This is a genomic window from Brachyspira suanatina (assembly GCF_001049755.1).
Classification (GTDB): domain Bacteria; phylum Spirochaetota; class Brachyspiria; order Brachyspirales; family Brachyspiraceae; genus Brachyspira; species Brachyspira suanatina.
This window is the reverse complement of record NZ_CVLB01000003.1, coordinates 297,022-319,231: the sequence shown is the minus strand read 5'-3', so window position 1 is coordinate 319,231 and position 22,210 is coordinate 297,022. Positions and strand designations below refer to the sequence as shown.

The following is a 22,210-nucleotide window of genomic DNA, read 5'->3' as shown; positions in this document are numbered from 1 at the left end:
GCATATATAAACAAAAGTTTATTGATTAATTTATTCAACTTTTTCCCGCCGCAAAAAGTTGCAAAAAGTGCAAATTTATAATCTAATTATTTAATATAAAATTATTATTGTTATGCTAGCCTACGCCTAAAAGCTTAACTTAATTTATTAAGTTAAGAGCTTCGGACTCGCTTTTTAAAATATTATCCCCCTGCCTGCCCACCCCAAGCTTTAATTAGATAAACACTATAATTAACACGCGTTAAACTCATACAAAATATAAATAAAAATTTTAATGTAATTTAAACTACATATAAAATTTTATTCACCGCGTGCTTAAAAAATTAATATATTAAATCAAACACTTTCTAAAACTACATTCTCTAAAACATCTCTATTATCAACTGTTATACTTCCTTCTTTTGTTTGATAGCCTTCCATACTCACTTGATAATTTATAACTTCTCCATTTTTATAAGCACCGAAATATTTTTCTTCTTCATTCATTGTAATGACAGCATTTTCTGGTAAAGAAGTAATTTTTATTTTATAAAGTTTATCTCTGTTTTGAACATAATCATAAACTTTTTTATTAAAAACTTTATTAATTAAATTAGTAAAGAACTTCATTTAAATAACTCCCAGTCATAATTCTAAAATTAATATCAAGAGAAAAACTCACGCCTCTTATAGATGAAAAATCATTAAATTGTCTTTTATTATTTTCACTGTCAAAGGAAGGAGATTCCCATTTAATAACAGGAGATAAAGCTATGCGTTCTCCTTCATCATTTAGTTTTGATATCCAATAACGAGAAGCCTGATTGAGTGCTAAAGGAATCATAGTATATGCAAGAAATGATTCTCCTGCTTTAAGCTCTTTATATACTGTAGCTTTTAAAGATATATCATCTGCAAAACCTGCTGAATCGCCTATATATGAATTGCTCCCTCTGCTCTCTCCTTCGGATATCGTAGCCCAAAGAAATGATTTACTCATAGATTTAACAGCACCTAAACTGAAACAATCTATTTTTAATTTATCATCTAATAGGCTGTTTAAATTATTTTCTCCCTGAACTTTATTACCTGAAAAATCTATATATTCATCAGCCATAAAATTCATGAAATTATCCAAAACATATATAACACTATTTTTGAAATGTATCATATCATAACCTTTTTAATTTTTATTTTTTATATATTGATATTTCTGCTTAAACTTATTAAGTTTATAATTTTTTATTGTTCTTTTTCCCGCCGCAAAAAGAACCAAAAAGTGCAAGTTAAAAAATAATACATAACCATACTAATTATGTTTTATATGTAATTATAAAATTTAAAATCATTTACTAAGGCTTCTTTATATCGCCGTCCAAACGAACACTGTTATAACTATTTTCTCCAACTACAATACTTGATAAATCTTTTATAGCAAGCTCTTTTAAACGCAAACTTTCTGTACGTATAAAATTTATTAAGTCGCTGTTTGAAACAAAATTAACTGTTAAAAGTCTCGCTGCTTCATAGCATATATAATTTTTTATAGATATAAAAGGAAGTCCGTTTTCTTCCGTAGGTTCTGTATAATTCATATTTAAAATCATTCTTCTAAATTGAATAGTATAATTTTTAAGCTGCTCTTTTAAAAATTCTGTATCAATATCATCATAGTTGAACATTTTAAATATGCTTTTAAAATAATCTATATCAGGCTCATAAATATATTCCTGCATATTAATTCCTTTTTAGTTTTAATGTACTGTCTCAAATATAATGAAATATAATTTAAGACAGCACATAAAAAATAAATCAAGCCTCAAGCTCTTTTATTTTCTCTTTTAATTTTTTGTTTTCTTCTTTAAGATAATTTATTACATCATTAGGCTTCATCTTTTCTCTTATAAGCTCCTCTGCTTCCTCTTTGCTTATAATCAAAAATGAATCGCTTAAAGATATATTTAAATCGCTTTCCACTATAAGTTTGCATCTTCTCTCATGCACATCTCTAAAGAAATAACCCACTCTTGATACAACATAATCATTAGCTTTTATTTCTTTATTTGTAATACTGTTTTCTAAAAAGAATAATAAAGATTTCTTTGACATATAGCCTCTTAATTATATTTATTAATGTACTTTTTTGTCGCTCAAAAAAGTACCAAAAAACGCAATACTATAATCCATATAAATAGCAAGTCCATAATTTATAATTGAAGCTTAAAATATATATTTAAATTATTTTCAAATGATAATTTATATAAAATGCACTTCTTTTGGTTCTTTTATACCAATAAAAGAACTGGGGGTGCGGGGGCTAGTCCCCGCAAACATTAAAATTTAAAAACTTATTTTGACAAAATATAATTGTTAAGACAAGCTCAAATCTATTTTGCAGAAGCCGTAAGGGTTGGAAGCTACTGTGCATCTCTTTGTTCTTGTTCTCCACAAATTATTGCCTAATATATCAACCTCTCTTATATCATGATTTAAATATACTACCTCTTTTATTGAAGCCATATCTAATATATTAGATGAAGTTGTAAACATATAAATTGATGAGCCTGTCCATATATCTGTAAGATTTTCTAATTGATACTTTTGATCAACTTCATGATCATCAGCAACTCTGAATGCAGTTCCTACAACAGTAATTCCGCTTGTTACTGCATTAAAAATATCTGGTCTGAATGCTTTATATTTTCCATTAGCATCATTTCCTATCATTGATATATAATTAGAAAATAATCTGAATAAGCCTTGAAGTTTTATATATACATCTATTGGAATAACTATATAAAGTTTCTGTCCATTATCCTGAAGCTCCATTTTATCATTAAATAAATTTCCGCCTACAGCATAATTCAAATATTTTGCTAAATCTATAAATGAAGAAAAGAAATTATCAATATCAGCCTCTGTCCAAGTACTTATTGGCTTAGCAGTTAAATCAACAGTGTTTGTGCTTCCGTAAAGTTCTGCATCTGTAACTTTTGCCGCTAAATTTCTTTCTCTTAAAAGTCCAAGTCTTGAAACAAGTTTTTGTGCAATATAATTTAAAATTTCTTCTCCTGCTTTTTTCTCATCTCTTGCATAAAGCTCATTGATTTCCTCTATTCTGTTAATATCTATTCCAATATAATATTCTTCAGGCTCCATTTTAAAAACTCTGGCCTCATGTTTAGGATACTCATTGAAAATATTTAAATCTCCCAATGAAGTACCGCCATACATATTTTTTAAATTGAAAGCGGTATTATCTAAATCGCCTCCAATAGCTCCTTGAGAAACACCGACAAAAATTTCTGGTATATATTTACTTACGAAATTAGTTTGTCCCATATATCTAGGCATTTCTCTATTGATTATTGGAAAAAGTTTATTTTGTATATTTTGTAAATTAGGCATACTCATATTTGAATCCTTTATAAATTAAATTTTAAGTACCTTTGGTTATACACGCCGCAGGCACATCCCACATACAGCAAGAAACAAAAAGACTTATTTTTATATTAAAAAATAATAATTAGCTATGAATATAAAATACTCAATATAATAAATTCTAATTTTATATTTGCACTTTCGCCGCAGGCGGACTTCGTCTGGTTCTTTGATGCTGTCCGCCTATGGCGTGCGGTGGGAAAAAGAACAATAAAAAATTAATAAAATATAGTTGTTTAGATATATAAAAAATAAAAAACTATATTTAATAAGTTATAAGAAATTAATATTATAAACTTTTTAAAAGTATCTCTGCATAATTGCTTCCGCCTCTTATAACTATTCCTACTCCATGTCCGTCTAATGATTTTTTGAATCCTTTATCTGATGCCGTTACAATATCACCAGCTATAACACTTTCAGCTACAACTGCATTCACTATTCCTTCATAGCATACTGATATTGTATTTGGCTTTAATCCGAATTCTTTACAAGAGAATGCATCTTCCAAAGCAACTCCTACAAATACTGAACCTTCACTATAAAGTGAAAAAACGCCTTTCCCATTATTATCTTTTATTGATATAGGAAATCCTCTTTTTGGTAAATTAGCTTCATCGCTATGAATACCAGCTTTTATTATAGAACCTTGTGCCACTATAGACTCCTATTATTGCTAGGTTCGCCTTCGCCTTGAGGCTTGACTTAATAAATTAAGTCAAGGGCTTCGGCTCACCATTATTTATTAATGTGAACACTTGCTATATACAATATTCGCCAACCTTTTTTAATAATAACTCTCTGATTACTTTTTATTACATCAAATGTGTAAAGCAATGTATAATGTATGTCACACTTTAATATTTATAATTATCATTTAAAAAGTTTTGCTATCTCGCTGTATTTGTTTTCTTCGCTTAATGCTGATAAATTAATTTTCTCTCCGCCTCCTACTCCGATAGGTACTAAATCATTTCTTACTATTGACATTATTTCTTCTTTGCTTAATCCTGCTTTGAAAAGTTTTCTTGCCTTTATAAATGTAGAGCTTTCTGATTTTGAAGAACATCTTACAGCATTCTGACTCTCTGCATATTCATTACACCAATCTCCGTAAGTTATAGCTGATAGATTTAATTCTTTATTTCCGTTATCTAAATTATTTAAATTTTGTTTATATGCATTGCTTGATTTATCATTCTCTTTTGAATTATCCTCTTTTAATTTCTTCACTATCATATCAATAATAATATTTTGAATCTCTTCATCATTTCTAAACAAATAAACAAACTCATCTCTTGCTTGCTTTTCTATTTCTTTTTCTTCGCTAATTAATTTTTCTAATACATTTTTTAATTTTTGCATATACTCTCCATTAATGTTTTCTTCATTACTGATAATTGCACTGGCACAAAGCAAATCAACATTACGGCTTGCAGGATATTCTACAGCAGCAACAGCTTTGATTTCGCAATTTTCCCAGTAAATAAAATTTTCATCTTCATAAGATTTTTTTCCAACCATCTCAATAGAAGGATAAAAAGATTTTTTCTCTGTTATACTATCATCAAACCATTCTATAACAGCATAAAGTCCCACATCCTCATTATCTTTTTCTAAACTTACAACTTTTCCAATAGCCTCTCTTTCCTCATCTTCTTTATGTCCCTTATAGACAAATATTTCTATTCTGCTTTTTTCAAATGATTTGATTAGCTCATCAATATTTTTCTCTGTAATTTTATTAGTTTTAGTTTCAGCAAAAGTATTTTTTGAAAGCGGTATATACTGCTTGAAACTATCACCTAAAATTTTATATTTCTTTTTAATCATTTTATCTCCTTAAAATATTAATTATATTGAAATGATTTTTAATTATCTCTATACCTATAGCAAAAAAGTACTCGCCGTACTGACATCCCGCACGGTAATACTTATTATTATACAAATCCAAAAATATGTGCGGTTTAATACAAATCATTATTTTATTTAATGTTCTAATCAAGAAGAGATTATTTATTATCTCTATATCTATAGCAAAAAAGTACTCACCGTACTGGCATCCCGCACGGTAATACTTATTATTATACAAATCCAAAAATATGTGCGGTTTAATACAAATCATTATTTTATTTAATGTTCTAATCAAGAAGAGATTATTTATTATCTCTATATCTATAGCAAAAAAGTACTCACCGTACTGGCATCCCGCACGGTAATACTTATTATTATACAAATCCAAAAATATGTGCGGTTTAATACAAATCATTATTTTATTTAATGTTCTAATCAAGAAGAGATTATTTATTATCTCTATATCTATAGCAAAAAAGTACTCGCCGTACTGGCATCCCGCACGGTAATACTTATCATTATACAAATCCAAAAATATGTGCGGTTTAGTACCTAACATTATTTAATTTAATGTTCTAATCAAGAAGAGATTATTTATCATATCTCTTATACCTATAACAAAAAATATAAGTGATTATAAGTTCTTGCAAAATAAAAAAGGCTCAGTAAATTAATACCAAGCCTTTTATTTTAATTTTATTTAATACAATTTATTTTCTATATTTTTTTAATATGCTGTTTCTTAATTCTTTCAAATCTAAAACATCTGTAATTACATAATCTTCAAATTGTGCATTTTTATAAAAAAATGATTTATCTAAAAGTATATAGCACATTAATATATTTGCTAATTCTTCCTCATTAAGATTATCAAAATCCATATTAGGAATTATATCTATATTCTCTTTTAATATCCTATCTATGATTATATGTGCCAGTTCATGAGCAACCACACATCTTTTTTCTTTAATACTCATTTCCTCATTTATAACAATTACATCAACCCAATTATATTTATCTTTTAAAGTATATCCATATTCAAAAAGCTTTTTCTCTTTTATGAATATTTTATAAAGTGCCACATTCATTATTTTTATTACTTTTGGATTTGTATATGAAGTTTCTCTGCAGAAATTTTTAAATTTATATTGTCTTGTTTCTAACACTATACTTTCTACTGCACTTTTCCAATGTGAAAGTAAAGATTTTGTTATATATCTATTTATAAGACTATCTATTAAATTATTCTGCAAACTATTTAATAAAATCGATTGTTTTTTTGCCTCATTATAAACTTTATTATATCCGCATCTGTCAGCTATTTCTTGTAAATTTAATTTATCCATGTCAAATTAAAATCCCCTATACATTCTAACTTCTTCATCTAAAAATATACTTAATATATCTTTATATCTATTTTTTAAAGAAGTTTCTGAAAAACATTTAATCTGTTGGGATTCTAAAGCCTCAGTCAAAGCATTTATTTTTTGTTCATAATTTTCTTCATCGATACCCAAAGAATCAAAATATGCATCTACTTCTTTTTCTGTAGTGCATTTTTGCAATTCTTCTTTACTGAAAAGTTTAACTGCCATAAATGCCTCCTTAAAATGTATTTTAGAAATATTATTAAATTTTAAAATTTAGAAAGTAATTCATATATAAATATAGTATATTCAAATTTTATAATTAACAAGTGTATATACATATAAAAATGAAATATTAATAATATTTAGTATATAATTACATAATGATTATAAATTATTTTTCTGCTATTACAGAATGAGAAATCCTAAAATAATCGCATTGTCCTGACAGTCTTAAACTTTTAAAATTCAAATCAAAATATCTTTTAATAAAACTATTATTTATATAATTGATTATACCAGACACTATATCACTTGCCATAAGAAGTGCATTGTCCTGAGTAAGTTCAGCTAATGATTTAGTAGCTCCTTTGTTTAGACCAAGTGCTTTAATATCTACACCTTTATTTTTAAATAAGGCTGAAAGCATGCTGTCTCTAAAATTATACCATTCATTAGCATCAATACTTTCTATTTTTTCAATCTTTCCGTACTTAGAAATAAAAATTCCGCCGCCGTTATTTATAAAATTTCTTATCTCACGTTCTGCCTCCTTACGCTTCGAATCATTAAGTTCAGTGTTTGCTATAAAATTAAAACTATGCTCTCCTATATTTTTTAAATTGCGGTTGAAACTATTATCCATAGATTCTAAAATCTGCCAAAGTGAATATGCACTGTATAAAAATGGCTTACCTATAACATCGCCTTCAATGCTTCCGTAACTTGCATATCCTGCTAAAGCTAAATCAAAATCTATATCTATAATACTAGCTTCATCATAAGAACCATTAAAAATTTCTTTATGTCTTTTTATAATGCTTATACTTTTTATTTCATCGCTGTCTTGTTCATCAAAATTGAATCTGTATATTGAAGAAGGATCATAATATTTAAATCCTTTTAAACCGTCAAGTCTTCCTTTAAATCCATAAGCCCTAGCAGGCAGAACTTCTAATTTAGGAGTAAAAAAACAAAAGCCGTAAACTAATGCATTATAAGAAACATTAACTATTAAGTTTTTAAGTCCGCCTGCTCTTTCAAATTGGCTTATAAAAAAGTTATATGCATTATTTACTTTTTCATTATCTTCGCATTCTTTTGGCTTCTCTACAAAATAATTAAAAGAATTAAAAACTCCTCTGTAAAACTGAAGTATAGGCTCAAGATAAATAGAGTTCTCCATTCTCTTACAAGTTAATGCCCATTTATGAGGAAATGAAAAATCATCGCTTTCATCTCCCCTATTTGATATCACATTTGGAATGCCTGAATTATAATTATTAGTAGATACTCTGTTTAATTCATCATTTAATTTTTCTATCTCTCTGTTTTTATCTTTCAATTTATTATCATATTCTTCAATAATTTTTTCTATTTGTGACTGTTTATTTTCTATATTTTGCATAAATAAAAACCTTTTTAACTTATATTAAAAAATTAATCTTTATATTAATAATAAAAAATATAAGTGATTATAAGTTTTTATTAATGATACTATTATAAATATGATATTAATTCTTTTGCTAACTCTTCATTTGTTATTAATGTATTTATAGCATTAGTCTTTAAAGCACTTAATACTGATTTTGCCTTATTTTTTGATATAGCACATAAAACAACATTGTCAATATTTTTTAAATCTTCTATACTAATTCCAATTATTGACTCTTCCAAATCAGGATTCATTAATGTACCATCTTCTTTTATAAAATGAGCAAGCATACATGCTGATAAATTATTTGATTTCATTAACTCTATTTCATTTTTCTCTAAATACCCAGACCATGATGAAAGATTAGGATTATTATATTTTATAGCTGATATACCGGTTAAAACTATATCCACATTTTTTGCTTCTTTCAAAGTTTTTTCTATTAATTTATCTTCACAAATATACTTCCTTGCCATCTCATTTCTTATATATAATGGGGAGTATAATAAATTATAATTAGCATTTAACTTTTTTGATAAATACCTAATTAAGATTGGAGAATCATATTTATAATTTTTTTCTTGATGAGCCATGCCTTTTAATTGTACTATATTAACAGATTTCTTCTTTACATATCTCATTTTATCTATTATTCTATACAATGTTTTTCCTGATCCCATTCCTATTTTCATTCCATTTTTTATTAATTTAATTAAATAATTTGATGCCATTTTTGAATATCTTTTTTGCAATAAATATTCCTGACTATAATAATCTTTTAATACTAATACATCTTTAAGTGAAAAATGTGTTTTAATTCTCTCTTCTAAAAAACTTACTCTATCTAGCGGATAATTTATATTAATTTCCACTATACCGCAGTCCAAACATTTTTTTAACATCCTAGATACTTTAGACCTAGAATAACCAAACATTTCAGATATTTGAACTTGAGAATACCTCTTAATATAATATAATTCCCCAACTTCTATTAATCTAATTAATTTTTCATCTTTCATATATGCCTCCAAAAATTAATCATATATATAGTATATTCAAAAAATAACAAAACTGCAATTAATTTCATTTTTTATTCTAAAAAAGTATAATTATGTGAAAAATATCATTTTTGATTGACAACATTTATAATACTTACTATACTGAAAATACATTTAATTAAGGAGCATTTTCAAATGGAAATATTAAAAAACATTCTTAATGGATTACTAACATCTCCTGTAATAATGATAGGTGCTTTAATATGTGTTGGATATATAGCATTAAAAGAAAAACCTGTAAAAGTAATAACAGGCACTATCACATCTATGGTAGGAATTAGCCTAGTTATATTTGGAGGAAACCAATTTACAGGATTATTCAAACCTATTACCGAAGCTATAAATAATAATTTTGGAGTATCCGGTTATATAATGGATTCTTATGCCATGAAATCAGCTACTCAAGAAGCTTTAGGATCTAATTTTGGTTTAGTTGGATACGTTTTTTTAATAGCATTTATTGTAAATATCGTATTAGTATATTTCGGTAAATATACTAAAGCAAAAGGTGTATTTTTAACTGGAAATGCTGGCATAGCTCATTCTCAAGCTATATTATGGTTAGTTTTAGTATACTTAGGAAAAGGAAGTATATTTTCTACTATTGTATCAGGAATACTAGTTGGTATATATTGGGCTTATTCTACAACTATAGCATTTGATGCTGTTGAAAAAGTAACTGGAGGATCAGGATTTACTATTGGTCATAACCAGCAGATTGGTATATGGTTCTTCTCAAAATTTGCTCATTTATTTGGAGATCCTGAAAAAGAAGATGCTGAAAAATTAACACTTCCTGGATGGCTAAGCGTATTTAATAATAATGTTGTTTCTGTAGCAGTTATAATGATAATATTTGTAGGGGCATTTATGATACCTCTTGGAATAGATGGTATAGAAAAAATTTCTAAAGGCACTAATTGGTTTATATATATAATAATGATAGGAATTAATTTCTCTATGAATATGGTTATACTTTTAACAGGTGTTAGAATGATGGTTGGAGAATTAACTTCAGCATTCAGAGGTATACAAGAAAAAATAGTTCCTAATGCAATACCTGCTATAGACGTTGCGGCAATATTACCTTTTTCTCCAAATGCCGCTACTTTAGGATTTATATTCACTACTATAGGAACTATAATATCTATGATAATACTATTAGTTATAAAAAGTCCTATAATGGTTCTTCCAGGATTTGTACCTTTATTTTTCTCAGGCGGTCCTATCGGAGTTGTTGCAAATAAATACGGCGGAATAAAATCAATTATAGTTTGTTCTATTCTTTTAGGTATGATACAAACTTTTGGTACAGTGTGGGCTATCAAACTTATGGCATATCCTAGCGGAGTTGGTTGGAGCGGTATGTTTGATTTTGCTACTGTATGGCCTTTAATTACTGAAGGAATTAAATTAATAGGAAGTTTTATAAATTAAAAAATTTATTTAAATAACAAAAAGGAGTAAATATGAAAAACAAAATAAATATTTTATTTGTATGCGGTTATGGAGTTGGAAGCAGTGCTATATCAGAAACTGTTGTAAAAAAAGCTCTAAATGCATGTTCTATATCCTCAGAATTAAAACATACTTCTGTAGGTGAAATGAGTCAATTTAAAGACTGGTCTGATATTATATGCATATCAAAAAAATTAGCTGAAGGAGTAGATTTAAAATCATACTCTGATAAAGATGTGCTAGAAATAGTTAATATAATGGATGGTAAAACTATAGCAAAAGATATAGAGAAAATAGTTCTTGAAAAATATCCTGATGCTAAAAGCTGATTTAAATAAAATATAAATAAAGGTTTTATATGAAAGCTATAATAATTTTTTTTGACAGTTTGAATAAAAAATTTTTGCAGACGTATAATAAAGATTCAAAAATTGATACGCCAAACTTCAACAGACTAGCTAAAAAAGCAATAAAATTTTCAAATTCATATATAGGATCAATGCCATGTATTCCAGCTAGAAGAGAACTTCATACAGGAAGACATAACTTCTTGCATAGAGAATGGGGACCTATAGAACCATTTGATGATTCTATGCCTGAAATTTTAAAAAATAATGGTATATACACTCATTTAATAAGCGACCATTTGCATTATTTTGAAGATGGAGGAGCTACTTTCCATACAAGATACAGCAGTTTTGAAATGGTAAGAGGACAAGAAGGAGATCATTGGAAGGGAGAGGTAAAAAGACCAGACATACCTGAAACTGTTATGGTTCCTAAAAGCAATGATGCTGATAAAGAATCTGCTCTTTGGAGATATGATTGGGTAAATAGAAAATACATTAAAAATTTTGAAGATTTTCCTCAAAATAAAACATTTAAATTGGGAAGAGACTTCATAGAAAAAAATCATAATTCTGATAATTGGTTGTTGCAAATAGAAACCTTTGACCCGCATGAACCTTTTTATATACCTGATTCATATGTAGAAATGTTTATAAATAAAAACTATAATGGAAAACATTTTGATTGGCCTAGAGGCGATGCTTCACAAACTAAAGAAGAAATTGAACATTGTATAGAACATTATAAAGCATTGATTTCAATGTGTGATTATAATTTAGGTTTAATTCTAGATATGATGGATCAATATGATATGTGGAAAGATACATTATTAATATTGGGTACTGATCATGGATTCTTATTGGGAGAACATGATAAATGGGGAAAAAACACTATGCCATATTATAATGAAATAGCTAATACTCCATTTTTTATATATGATCCTATTAGCAAATTAAAAGAAAAAACATTAGATGAATTAGTTCAAATAATAGATTGGCCTGTTACAATATTAAATTTTTTTGGATTGCCTGTTCCTAAAGATATGCAGGGTAAAAATATATTGAATCTCATAAGAAATAATGAAAAACTAAGAGATGAGATAATATTTGGAGTATTCAGCGGACATGTAAACATATGCGATGGAAAATATATATATATGAAGTCAGCTTTAAAAAATAAAAAAGATGATATATATAATTATACTTTAATGCCAATGCATATGAATAAAAGATTTACAGTTGATGAATTAAAAACAGCAGAATTATTTGAAGGATTTTCTTTTACCAAAGGATGCAAAGTCTTAAAAATAAAATCCAAAGAAAAATATGATGTAGCAAAATATGGTGATTTATTATTTGATATAGAAAATGATCCAAATCAGCTTAATCCTATTAAAGATGAAACATTAGAAAATAAATACAAAAAATTATTAATAAAAAAAATGAAGGAAAATGATTCACCAAAAGAACAATATGATAGAATAGGTTTGTCTGATGAATTAAATAATTAGTAATATATGGAGTTATAGAGTACTTTAAAATAAAGGATTCCATAACTCCATATAAAAATTAATCCTTTATATCAATACTATAATCTTTCAAAGTATCAAGTATTAAAAGCATTGATATTTCATCTTGATTTGTTAAATCGTATTTGTCTATATTGATTATATTTTTTATAACATTCTGACTTCTTCCAGAAACAAATAATACATCATCATTTTTTAAAGCAGGCATTATTCTGCTTAATGAGTTTACATTCCAGAAAATTATTCTAGGAAGCTTATAATTATTTTCAGTAAATATTGCTCTCCAATATTCAAAATTAGTTTTATTTTTCAATTCGCATTGATTAAATTCCATATCAGAAATTATTATTATATATTTAGGAAGTTCTTCATTAGGTACATGATTTTTTACAGCAGTATCAAGCAACACTTTAAATACCGAATCTATATTTGTACTGTAATCAACAGATGATCTTAAAACATAATTAACTATATCAACAATATTATCTATATTTGATATGTCATGCATTTTAGAATTGCCGCAGAAATCTATAAAATGATTATGAAATGCAGATTTATTTAATTGCGCTATATATATTCCCAAAGCCACAGAACATATTAAAGGCTCACCATTCAAAACCATTCCCATACTTCCAGATACATCGCATGCAACTATTGCATTTAAATTATTATCTCCAAAAATATTTGGAAGATTTTTCCAAGTTAAATCAAATTCTTCTTTTCTTGAATCTATATCTTCTTCGGCACAGTCTAAAATCTCTCTTATAACATCAAAAGGAGTTAAGACGCTTGTATTTAATTTTACTTTTCCTGACTTTACATCTTCAAAAAAATTATTATATCTTTCTTCATCATTTCTAATAAATGCTTTTGAGTATTTTCTCATAGCAAGCGAAGGAACTGAAGAATAATTAAATGTATAATCTTTTTCTCTTAAATTATTTTCTATTATTTTTATTTTCTTTCTTAAAGTAGATAAAGTTTTTCTATATTCTTTAGTGTTTATATTTAAAAGTTTTATTAATTCTCTTGCAATGCTTCTTGTATTTTTTGATGAAGTATTTTCACTAGGAAGCCATTTAGCAAGAAGCGAAACATTATCAGTAGTTTTATCTTTTTCTAATTGCTCTAATATTATATTTTTTGTAAAGTCAGAAATATTTTTATTTTCTCTATTATCATACCATATATAAATAATATCGTCCCATCTTCCAAGCTCTGGTATAGTTTTTAAAATTTCTATTGCAGTGAGAGTATGATTTTGTTTAATCATAATATTAATATATTTTCTGAAAACTTCTCTCTCACCGATGCCGTTTCTTATATCTCTTAAATACATTATAGATTTAGCTGTAAGTTCAGGACTTTCTCTCCAAGCATCTATAAAATATTTTAATAATTCATCATCTTCTTTTAATCTGCTTGCTCCCATAGTGGCAAATAAATCTATTACACTGCTTAATGATGAAATATTAGTATCAGCAAAATTCTGTGTATAAGTTTTATTAAAAGAATTTTTAAGCAAATCTAAAAAAGACATAAAATTAATTCTCCTATAATAAAAAATATTCTATGCCTATTAAATATATAAGCATAGAATTAAAAAACTAGACACGATATACACCATTAAAAATGGCTAAAGGATTTGAACCTTCTTATGACCAACTTCATTAAATTGCTGTTCGTGTCTAAAAAATATTATTTCAAAATAAAAAACTAGATTCCATTTAACCCAGTCTTTATGGATTTATATTATTTTGCTGTTGGGATCTGCTTTTTATTTTATTATTTAGTATCAATTTTGTCAATATAAAATGCCGCCATAACATTTGAAAATAAAATAATTTGAAGTTAGATTCTTATCTAAATTTGCAGCAAGTCTAATATAAAACTAACCTGTTATATCGGTAAACAGTATCTTAATAATATTTTGCATACTAAACATATATCAGGATTAAGAAATTCAGAAAATATGTATATTAAATTCTCAAATATAAATAAACTGTTATATATTAATTATAATTTAAAAAATTTAAGAAATAAAAATATCATATACTTAATCATAAAGCTAAAAATATAAACTTTATATAATAACAGCAATATAGCTATCTATTTTTATTTACAATAAAAAGTCCAAAATAAATTATTAGCACTCCTATAACAATGCTTAATATATAAGAAATACTATCAGAAAAAGGAAGTTTTATATTTTTTGGTTCATCAGGATCATACCATAAAGGCAATTCATCTCCTACTTTTCTAAATGGATAATGACTTCTTAAAGTAGCATATAATGTTCCATGATTATCAGTTTCATATCTTATTACCATTACCTTTTTATATCCAATTTTTCTAGGGTTATATACTATTTTTTTTCTATCTAACTCTTCAACCACTCCTACAGTATGAATATAATTTCTTGTATTAATAAAAGAAAAGAATCCTACTACCCCATCAAAAGTTAAAACTATTCCTACAGAATATATTAATATTTTTTCTATAATTGAAATTTTTTTTCTATTCATTATTACCCACACACTATTTTTTAATAATTTTACTTTTGTTATTGCTTTAATAAACACATTATCTTTTGAAATAAATTTATCAAAAAACTAAAAATATTCTTTCTTCATAAAAATGTATTTACTGCCTAAATTTATATCAGGATTCTAACATATAAAAACTAAAAATCAATATAAATTATAATACTTTCAGTTTTGAAAATTTATGCTATACTAAAAGAAGTATGCAAAACAAAGATAATAAACAAAATAATAAAAATTACTATTCATTTTCTGATTATGTAAAAAATAAATTCGGAGTGAAAGTAGGAAAAATTTCTATAGATACAGATTTCGGATGTGCTCATAAAGCTAATGATGGAGGGTGCAGATTCTGTAATTTAAATAGCTATAAGCCGCCTTATGTAGCAGAAGAAGATATTAATAATCAATGGATTAACGGATTAAAAAACTATAAAGGAAGATATCAAAAATTCTACGGATATTTTCAGCTAGGCACACCATTATCTCCATTAGCCTCCAAAGAATCTTTGAAATATGCTAATAAGTTAGTTCATTTTGATGAATGTGTAGGCTTAATGTTCGGAGCAAGAAGCGATATGCTTGAAGATGATGTACTGAAAGAACTTAGTGATTTATCTTACTTATCTGGTAAGGAAATTTGGCTTGAAATGGGACTTCAATCTTCTAATGATGAAACTTCAAAATTTATTAATAGAGGCCATGATTACAAATCATTTGCTGAAACGGTAAATCATATAAAAAGTGATTACAGTAATATAATAATATGCACTCATATAATATTCGGACTGCCTAAAAAATTTAATGATGATGACAAAAAAACAATAGAATTGGAAAGCAAATATGATATGATAAAAACTGTTAAAGATGTATCTGCTTTAAAAATTGATGCTATAAAATTTCATCAGCTTGATATAGTAAAAGATTCTTATTTTGAAAATATGTATAGAGATTATAATTTTCCAACTTTAGACGAAGATTTTTATATAGATTTAATGAGCGATGCAATTTCTTTTACAAGGTCAGATATTATAATAGCTCGTTTAATGGGTGATAGTTTAGGGGATAGTTTAATCGCTCCAAAATGGAAAAAATCTAAAGGCGAAATAATAAATCTAATAACAAAAAGAATGAAAGAAAAAAATATCATTCAAGGTATAAACTATATTTTTTAAAAATACGGCAGGAATTAAAAAATTAACTCCTGCCTAGTTTTAGATATTTGGTTTATTTATGTATAAGAGATCAATCAAATTTATATTGTTATAATCATTTTTAAAGTAATTAATAATAGGAGCGCAAGTTTAGAACATAATCTAGTGCACTCGACTGATTATTTATTAGCGGGTAATCCGACTTCGTTAATTTAGTATTGATAAATTAAACTTTACGGTTGCGTGCCAGCGAAGGACTTTCACCCTCATTCCCCCGTATAAAAACAGAATAACATTATATATGAAAAACAAATTTTTATCAAGCTTTTTTAATATAATTTTAAAATATAATATATTAATTAAAATAAAAAAATTTATTAAAAACTTAATTTTATTTGCAAATGCATATAAATTGAATATACTATCTTATAATAATAAAAATTTTGAGGATATTTTTATGGAAGATCTAGAACCAAAAGCTAAAAAAGACTACCTATTAATAAAACTAGCAATAGGCATAGCTTTAGGTATTGTAATAGGCATGATATGTAATGAGGCTGTAATTAATGTCATACAATCTATTAAATATGTACTTAATCAAGTAATATCATTTATGGTTCCATTAATTGTATTGGGCTTTATTGCTCCTGCTATTACTAGAATGGGAAGCAAAGCAAATAAGATGCTTGGAGTTATTCTAGCACTTGCATATTTTTCTTCAGTAGGCGCTGCTTTATTTGCCACTATTGCCGGATATATAATAATTCCTAATTTAAATATAGCTTCAAATGTTGCAGGCGGTAAAGAACTTCCTGAAATAATATTCAAATTGGATATCAACCCAATATTTCCTGTAATAACTGCATTATTCTTGGCTATATGCGGAGGAGTAGCTGTTATAAAAACTAAATCAAAATACTTTGAAAATCTACTAGATGAACTTAATAATATAATATTATTTTTAGTAAATAATGTAGTAGTACCAGTATTACCATTTTATATAGGAACTACTTTTGCTACTTTATCATATGAAGGTACTATAATTAAAAGTATACCTGTATTTTTAATAATTATAGTCATAGCAATAGTAGGACATTTTATATGGCTTACAGTTTTATATTCTATAGCTGGTATTGTATCAAAGAAAAATCCGGCAAGAGTATTCAAGCATTATGGTCCGGCTTATTTAACCGCTGTTGGTACTATGTCATCTGCTGCAACTTTGCCTGTAGCTTTAAAATGTGCAAGCAAATCTGATGCATTAGATAAAGATATTGTAAACTTCGCAATACCTATGGGAGCAACTATACATTTATGCGGATCTGTACTTACTGAAACTTTCTTTGTTATGACTATATCTAAAATATTATACGGTCAGCTTCCTGCTGTTAGTACTATGATTTTATTCGTTATATTACTTGGTATATTTGCGGTTGGTGCTCCTGGTGTACCTGGAGGAACTGTAGTCGCATCTTTGGGAATAATAATTTCTGTTTTAGGATTTAATGATGATGGTACGGCTTTGATACTTGCTATATTTGCATTACAAGATAGTTTCGGTACTGCATGTAATGTTACAGGAGATGGTGCTTTAGCCTTAATACTTCAGGGTATATTTAAAAAAGAAAATATCAGCTAAGTTATAAAATATTTCTCCTATCTTTTTATAAAAATAAGCGAGCTTAATTTTAAGCTTGCTTATTTTTGTATTTTGTATTAACAAAAAATACAAAATTTCATTATACGCACGGTAAGATAATTCTAAACATAAAAAAATTTGAATCATAATTTAAACAATATATAAAGATGCATTTATCGTGCGGTTAAAATATTTTTAAATCTAATTAAATCTTGGGTGGGGGTTTTATTTCATAATAATACTTTAAATATAATTAATGCTAAAATGAAAAATAAAGCAATAAATTTTAAAGGGCGGGGTATGTAATAAAAGTTTTAAAGTTTGATTACATTTGCCCACCCTCTATCCTTATAATTTAAATTTGACATTAAAACTTTAACTTCTTTATTACAAAAATAGAATTTGTAAACGCCCACCCAAGTTTTTTTTTTAAATTAAAAATGCATTTACCGCACGTAAAAATAAATTTAATATATTGAATAATAAAAAATAAATTAATGTAAATTATGTATATATTATATTTACCGTGCGTAGGTATTTGAAAAAAATCAAAATTATAATATACTTTCTATCAATTTTATTAATGAAAAAACAATATCAAATTAAATAGAATGCAAAGTTATTTTAATAAAAAATAATATTGGAGTTTTAATAATGAATAGAAAAAAAATTTCAATTATAAAAATAATAGCAATATATTTTGCAGGAATAGTTTTAACTTTGAATGGTGTAGCAGGATTGTTTTCTTTTATTGATACAAAAAATTATATTCATACTGTAGGAGTAGTTGAAGAGTGTGATAGAAGAAAAAGGATATATAAATCTGGAGAAACTAGATATGAAAAAACAATGGTAATAAGCTATGAAGCTGATAATCATGGAACATTATATGCTACTTTAAGAAGTCATTATCCATTTAGAAAAGTAGGCGATGAATTACCTTTATGGTATGATCCTGATGAACCACAAAAAATAAAACTTCCATTTTCTGATAGTATTTCTTATATATTAAGCATTATTATAGGATTGCTAATAATTTATTTTGGAATTTATATTGTAAATAAAAATAAATATCGATTATGATGATTTAAGTCTAAAATCTTATATTTTTTATTTCTTAAATTTTTTTTTTAATTATAATCAAGTTATATATAACAATTTATTGCAAAAATGCTAAACTATAATATACTATCATCCAATTATTTATGAAAAGACTTCTTCTATATTTTACTTTAATATTAATTATAGCGGCTAATCTCTATCCGCAAGTTTTTAAACCATTTAGAAAACTATATACTATACAAACAAAAAAATTTGAAATAATATTTCCTATAGAATCAAGAAGAACAGCAGAAAATCTAGCAAAAGTAGCTGATGATATATATGAAAAGTATTCAAAAATTTTAAATAGCACAGTAGCAGGAAAAATTCCAATAACAATAACACCAGATATAAATATGTTTAATTCAGTGGCTATGATAATACCGTATTCAAGTTTAATACTATATGATACAAATATGGATGAAAATCTTACAAGCTATAATAATAACTTTGAAACAGCATTTATACATGAACTTACACATTTACTTTCTATGGCCTCAGAAAATACAGGACTTTCCACAAAAGTTTTGGGCAATTGGGCTTCATTTGTGCATATTAATGCTATGCCTTTTATGATTGAGGGTGCCCCTGTGAGCATGGAAAGTTTAACAGGTTTCGGACGTGCTAATGATCCTTTGGTAAAGCAAAGATTAAGGCAAGATATATTTGAAGGAAATTTCAGAACTCCTATTCAAGCTTCTTATGTTTGGACTAAAAGCCCTTATGGAAATGTTTATTATGAATACGGCGGACTATTCTCAAAATATTTACAAGATAGATTCGGAATGGAAAAATATACAGAGTTTTGGAAAAAAATGCAGACTAGTCTTAGCTTTTCATTTCTTATTTATAACTCAGGAGTTTACGGAGCTTTCAAGAAAGTTTATGGAATGGAATTTATAGAAGTATGGGCAGACTTCCAAAATTCATTAGCATTAGAAAATGTTAATCCAAGCGAAGAATTAATAGCAAATAATAAAAAAACTTTTATAAATGATGTTAATTCTTATAATGATACAGTTTATTATATAGACGGAGATATAGGAGCTTTATATTCCTACAAAGAAAAAAGAAACTATCAAAACAATAAAAAAGATTTGAAATTAGAATTCTTAATAGATCAATATTCTGAAAGCTTGGATATATCAAAAGACGGCAATTATGCTTTAATAGTTTCTTATATGTTTAATGGGGGACTTTATAAATATATAGTTAAAGAATATGATCTAAATAAAAGAACTAGAACTAAAAGAAAATGGTTTGATATGCAGTATGCAAGATATTTTAGAAATGGTATTATAGGTGTGTCAAAAGATTTGCATAACTCTATTTTAATATATGTAAACGAAAATAATGAAAAAGAAATTTTATTACAGGCTAATGATAATTTCGGATATAGTTCTCCTACTGTTATAGATGATAATAATATAGCTTTAATAGTTACTGAAAACGGAATTAAACATATAGCAATATTCAATTATAATAATAAATCATTAAGATATATTGATACAAAAGATAATACTTTAAATTATGTAAGAACTTTAAGATATTCGAATAATAAACTTCTTTTCTCATACAATAATAATGACAGATTTTATAAATTAGGTGAAATTGATTTAAATAATAATCAAATGAAGCTTTATACTAAAGACTATTCAGGCGGAGTTTTATCTCCAACCTATGCTAATGGAAGTGTTTATTATAGAGGAAGATTCTCAGAATTTGACAGGCTTATGAAATATTTTGATAATACATTCATAACAAAAAATTTCGCATATACTGACAAAACAATAAGTAAATATGAATTTACTCCTCAAATGGAGCTTGGTAATTATAATGGTTTTAAATATTTTAAGCCTTGGGCTATGTGGGTGCCTCTGCCTCAAATGAGCGATACTTTCCCATTTTTTATCAATGGGCTTGGTATATTATCTGTGGTAGCCTCACCTTCTGCTGATAATATTGCTTCAATTTGGATTGGATATGATATACCTTCTAATTTTTTACAGACTGAATTAACTGTTACTTCTTTTAAATTGCTTTACCCTTTATACTTTGGATTTAAAAGCGATGTAGTATATTCTACTCATAACTATTGGAGATTAAACTCTTATCTTGCTATGCAGTTTATGCTAAATACTGAAAGCGATAAATTATATTTTATGCTTGAGCCTTCGGTTTCAGGAGCTTTATTTTCTGAATTTGTTAATCCTCAAACTAATGCATCAGCAGCATTTAATTGGAAATATTCTTCTTGGACATTAAATGTTTCTTTAAAAGCTTCAATGATATTTAGAGTACAAACTGATAAGCCTTATAGAGATGATTTAGTAAATCTTACTGTTATACCTAAATACTCTATTAGATACAATAAATTTGCTATAGATTTCAGTACAAAGTTTCAAACTAGATATGTACCTATAAGAGCTAGTTTCTATGGTTCTTATGCTTTTGATACTAATACTGCATTCGATGGTGCTTCTACAGTATTTGGATCAAGCGAAGTAAAAGCACCTGAAGAGTTTTACGCTTATGTTCAGAATAAAAAATATAAATCAAATTATTTTTTAGGCGGCGATGTGGAGCTTTTAGGATATTTGAGTTCGCATTTTAATTTGAGCCATATATATTTTGATAATTTCTTCGGTTCTCTTTCATATAGATTTACTTATTACTCAAAAGAATATATGCATTCAGCAGCTTTAAAAGTAGGATTTGATGCCAGCATTCCAGTATCAGGATATCAGAATATTGTAACAGGCGAACCTTATATATTATTAGCTTTAAGGCTTCCAACAAGTTTAGATAAAAGTGTAATAGGAAATTATCCTACTTTAAATGATTTATATATAGGCTTTGGACTTCAAATGTCTTGGTAAAGCAAGCAGTACATTAATAAAAATAAACAAAAAATTAAAATGGCGTTTTGCTTAATTAGGTTTAAAAATATATTTACACTACCCCGCCATTTATATTTATAGCCATAATATGCAATTTATATTTTTTATTTCTATGCTGCCTAATTAGATTTTTTTGCTACCCACCCTAGCTATATTTAAATTGAATATCTTCACACCGCCGATAAA

21 protein-coding genes are annotated in these 22,210 nt (G+C 26.6%); 7 read left to right on the top strand and 14 right to left on the bottom strand.

Annotation, left to right across the window (positions count from 1 at the left end; genetic code table 11):
- Positions 1–336: 336 nt before the first annotated feature.
- The 12 genes from BRSU_RS13220 to BRSU_RS13170 all read right to left on the bottom strand — a co-directional run bounded on the left by BRSU_RS13220 (position 337) and on the right by BRSU_RS13170 (position 9,314).
- Positions 337–609 carry a hypothetical protein gene (locus tag BRSU_RS13220; RefSeq protein WP_048596058.1) on the bottom strand — a complete coding sequence of 91 codons (273 nt, stop codon included), beginning with the start codon at positions 607–609 and terminating at the stop codon, positions 337–339.
- Complete coding sequence (locus tag BRSU_RS13215) at positions 593–1,150, bottom strand: hypothetical protein (protein ID WP_012671347.1); 558 nt, start codon at positions 1,148–1,150, stop codon at positions 593–595. Before BRSU_RS13215 ends, BRSU_RS13220 begins: the two co-directional genes overlap by 17 nt.
- A gap of 181 nt (positions 1,151–1,331) precedes the next feature.
- Positions 1,332–1,715 carry a hypothetical protein gene (locus BRSU_RS13210; protein ID WP_048596057.1) on the bottom strand — a complete coding sequence of 128 codons (384 nt, stop codon included), beginning with the start codon at positions 1,713–1,715 and terminating at the stop codon, positions 1,332–1,334.
- Between the two features lie 76 nt (positions 1,716–1,791).
- Positions 1,792–2,088 (bottom strand): hypothetical protein, encoded by a 297-nt coding sequence (locus tag BRSU_RS13205; RefSeq protein WP_048596056.1) that lies wholly within the window; start codon positions 2,086–2,088, stop codon positions 1,792–1,794.
- Between the two features lie 261 nt (positions 2,089–2,349).
- A complete protein-coding gene (locus BRSU_RS13200) occupies positions 2,350–3,393 on the bottom strand; it encodes a hypothetical protein (RefSeq protein WP_048596055.1) in 1,044 nt (347 codons plus the stop codon).
- A gap of 316 nt (positions 3,394–3,709) precedes the next feature.
- A complete protein-coding gene (locus tag BRSU_RS13195; protein WP_048596054.1) occupies positions 3,710–4,078 on the bottom strand; it encodes a hypothetical protein in 369 nt (122 codons plus the stop codon).
- Positions 4,079–4,293: 215 nt separating this feature from the next.
- Positions 4,294–5,253, bottom strand: a complete 960-nt coding sequence (locus BRSU_RS13190; RefSeq protein WP_048596053.1) for a hypothetical protein — start codon at positions 5,251–5,253, stop codon at positions 4,294–4,296.
- A 1-nt stretch (position 5,254) separates the two neighbouring features.
- A complete protein-coding gene (locus BRSU_RS14535) occupies positions 5,255–5,833 on the bottom strand; it encodes a hypothetical protein (protein WP_157031497.1) in 579 nt (192 codons plus the stop codon).
- Positions 5,834–5,984: 151 nt separating this feature from the next.
- Positions 5,985–6,620 (bottom strand): ImmA/IrrE family metallo-endopeptidase, encoded by a 636-nt coding sequence (locus BRSU_RS13185; protein WP_083997919.1) that lies wholly within the window; start codon positions 6,618–6,620, stop codon positions 5,985–5,987.
- Positions 6,621–6,626: 6 nt separating this feature from the next.
- Entirely contained in the window at positions 6,627–6,869 is a 243-nt protein-coding gene (locus BRSU_RS13180; RefSeq protein ID WP_048596052.1) for a hypothetical protein, read from the bottom strand.
- A gap of 166 nt (positions 6,870–7,035) precedes the next feature.
- Positions 7,036–8,268, bottom strand: coding sequence for a hypothetical protein (locus BRSU_RS13175; RefSeq protein WP_048596051.1), 1,233 nt, complete (start codon positions 8,266–8,268; stop codon positions 7,036–7,038).
- Between the two features lie 92 nt (positions 8,269–8,360).
- Complete coding sequence (locus BRSU_RS13170; RefSeq protein ID WP_048596050.1) at positions 8,361–9,314, bottom strand: sugar-binding transcriptional regulator; 954 nt, start codon at positions 9,312–9,314, stop codon at positions 8,361–8,363.
- A gap of 174 nt (positions 9,315–9,488) precedes the next feature.
- On the opposite strand from BRSU_RS13170, the gene BRSU_RS13165 reads away from it, so the two are divergent.
- The 3 genes from BRSU_RS13165 to BRSU_RS13155 are packed head-to-tail and all read left to right on the top strand — an operon-like array spanning position 9,489 to position 12,669.
- Entirely contained in the window at positions 9,489–10,790 is a 1,302-nt protein-coding gene (locus tag BRSU_RS13165) for a PTS sugar transporter subunit IIC (protein ID WP_048596049.1), read from the top strand.
- A 32-nt stretch (positions 10,791–10,822) separates the two neighbouring features.
- Complete coding sequence (locus tag BRSU_RS13160) at positions 10,823–11,140, top strand: hypothetical protein (RefSeq protein WP_048596048.1); 318 nt, start codon at positions 10,823–10,825, stop codon at positions 11,138–11,140.
- A gap of 29 nt (positions 11,141–11,169) precedes the next feature.
- The gene (locus BRSU_RS13155; RefSeq protein WP_048596047.1) at positions 11,170–12,669 is read left to right on the top strand and encodes a sulfatase; all 1,500 of its coding nucleotides are present in this window, start codon (positions 11,170–11,172) and stop codon (positions 12,667–12,669) included.
- A gap of 58 nt (positions 12,670–12,727) precedes the next feature.
- On the opposite strand, the gene BRSU_RS13150 is transcribed toward BRSU_RS13155, so the two are convergent.
- Both BRSU_RS13150 and BRSU_RS13145 read right to left on the bottom strand, forming a co-directional pair.
- On the bottom strand, positions 12,728–14,227 hold the full coding sequence (locus BRSU_RS13150) for a DUF2828 family protein (RefSeq protein ID WP_048596046.1): 1,500 nt from the start codon (positions 14,225–14,227) through the stop codon (positions 12,728–12,730).
- A gap of 565 nt (positions 14,228–14,792) precedes the next feature.
- Positions 14,793–15,212, bottom strand: a complete 420-nt coding sequence (locus BRSU_RS13145) for a DUF3592 domain-containing protein (protein ID WP_048596045.1) — start codon at positions 15,210–15,212, stop codon at positions 14,793–14,795.
- A gap of 221 nt (positions 15,213–15,433) precedes the next feature.
- On the opposite strand from BRSU_RS13145, the gene mnmL reads away from it, so the two are divergent.
- The 4 genes from mnmL to BRSU_RS13125 all read left to right on the top strand — a co-directional run bounded on the left by mnmL (position 15,434) and on the right by BRSU_RS13125 (position 22,003).
- Complete coding sequence (mnmL, locus tag BRSU_RS13140; protein WP_048596044.1) at positions 15,434–16,405, top strand: tRNA modification radical SAM protein MnmL/YtqA; 972 nt, start codon at positions 15,434–15,436, stop codon at positions 16,403–16,405.
- Positions 16,406–16,841: 436 nt separating this feature from the next.
- On the top strand, positions 16,842–18,023 hold the full coding sequence (locus tag BRSU_RS13135; protein WP_048596153.1) for a dicarboxylate/amino acid:cation symporter: 1,182 nt from the start codon (positions 16,842–16,844) through the stop codon (positions 18,021–18,023).
- A gap of 654 nt (positions 18,024–18,677) precedes the next feature.
- Entirely contained in the window at positions 18,678–19,106 is a 429-nt protein-coding gene (locus BRSU_RS13130; RefSeq protein ID WP_048596043.1) for a DUF3592 domain-containing protein, read from the top strand.
- A gap of 122 nt (positions 19,107–19,228) precedes the next feature.
- Positions 19,229–22,003, top strand: coding sequence for a TreP protein (locus BRSU_RS13125; protein WP_048596042.1), 2,775 nt, complete (start codon positions 19,229–19,231; stop codon positions 22,001–22,003).
- The last annotated feature ends 207 nt before the right edge of the window (positions 22,004–22,210 follow it).

Excerpts from the sequence above, each read along its gene's own strand:
- BRSU_RS13220 (WP_048596058.1), bottom strand. The coding sequence starts at position 609 with ATGAAGTTCTTTACTAATTTAATTAATAAAGTTTTTAATAAAAAAGTT.
- BRSU_RS13215 (WP_012671347.1), bottom strand. The coding sequence starts at position 1,150 with ATGATACATTTCAAAAATAGTGTTATATATGTTTTGGATAATTTCATG.
- BRSU_RS13210 (WP_048596057.1), bottom strand. The coding sequence starts at position 1,715 with ATGCAGGAATATATTTATGAGCCTGATATAGATTATTTTAAAAGCATA.
- BRSU_RS13205 (WP_048596056.1), bottom strand. The coding sequence starts at position 2,088 with ATGTCAAAGAAATCTTTATTATTCTTTTTAGAAAACAGTATTACAAAT.
- BRSU_RS13200 (WP_048596055.1), bottom strand. The coding sequence starts at position 3,393 with ATGAGTATGCCTAATTTACAAAATATACAAAATAAACTTTTTCCAATA.
- BRSU_RS13190 (WP_048596053.1), bottom strand. The coding sequence starts at position 5,253 with ATGATTAAAAAGAAATATAAAATTTTAGGTGATAGTTTCAAGCAGTAT.
- BRSU_RS14535 (WP_157031497.1), bottom strand. The coding sequence starts at position 5,833 with ATGTTAGGTACTAAACCGCACATATTTTTGGATTTGTATAATGATAAG.
- BRSU_RS13185 (WP_083997919.1), bottom strand. The coding sequence starts at position 6,620 with ATGGATAAATTAAATTTACAAGAAATAGCTGACAGATGCGGATATAAT.
- BRSU_RS13180 (WP_048596052.1), bottom strand. The coding sequence starts at position 6,869 with ATGGCAGTTAAACTTTTCAGTAAAGAAGAATTGCAAAAATGCACTACA.
- BRSU_RS13175 (WP_048596051.1), bottom strand. The coding sequence starts at position 8,268 with ATGCAAAATATAGAAAATAAACAGTCACAAATAGAAAAAATTATTGAA.
- BRSU_RS13170 (WP_048596050.1), bottom strand. The coding sequence starts at position 9,314 with ATGAAAGATGAAAAATTAATTAGATTAATAGAAGTTGGGGAATTATAT.
- BRSU_RS13165 (WP_048596049.1), top strand. The coding sequence starts at position 9,489 with ATGGAAATATTAAAAAACATTCTTAATGGATTACTAACATCTCCTGTA.
- BRSU_RS13160 (WP_048596048.1), top strand. The coding sequence starts at position 10,823 with ATGAAAAACAAAATAAATATTTTATTTGTATGCGGTTATGGAGTTGGA.
- BRSU_RS13155 (WP_048596047.1), top strand. The coding sequence starts at position 11,170 with ATGAAAGCTATAATAATTTTTTTTGACAGTTTGAATAAAAAATTTTTG.
- BRSU_RS13150 (WP_048596046.1), bottom strand. The coding sequence starts at position 14,227 with ATGTCTTTTTTAGATTTGCTTAAAAATTCTTTTAATAAAACTTATACA.
- BRSU_RS13145 (WP_048596045.1), bottom strand. The coding sequence starts at position 15,212 with ATGAATAGAAAAAAAATTTCAATTATAGAAAAAATATTAATATATTCT.
- mnmL (WP_048596044.1), top strand. The coding sequence starts at position 15,434 with ATGCAAAACAAAGATAATAAACAAAATAATAAAAATTACTATTCATTT.
- BRSU_RS13135 (WP_048596153.1), top strand. The coding sequence starts at position 16,842 with ATGGAAGATCTAGAACCAAAAGCTAAAAAAGACTACCTATTAATAAAA.
- BRSU_RS13130 (WP_048596043.1), top strand. The coding sequence starts at position 18,678 with ATGAATAGAAAAAAAATTTCAATTATAAAAATAATAGCAATATATTTT.
- BRSU_RS13125 (WP_048596042.1), top strand. The coding sequence starts at position 19,229 with ATGAAAAGACTTCTTCTATATTTTACTTTAATATTAATTATAGCGGCT.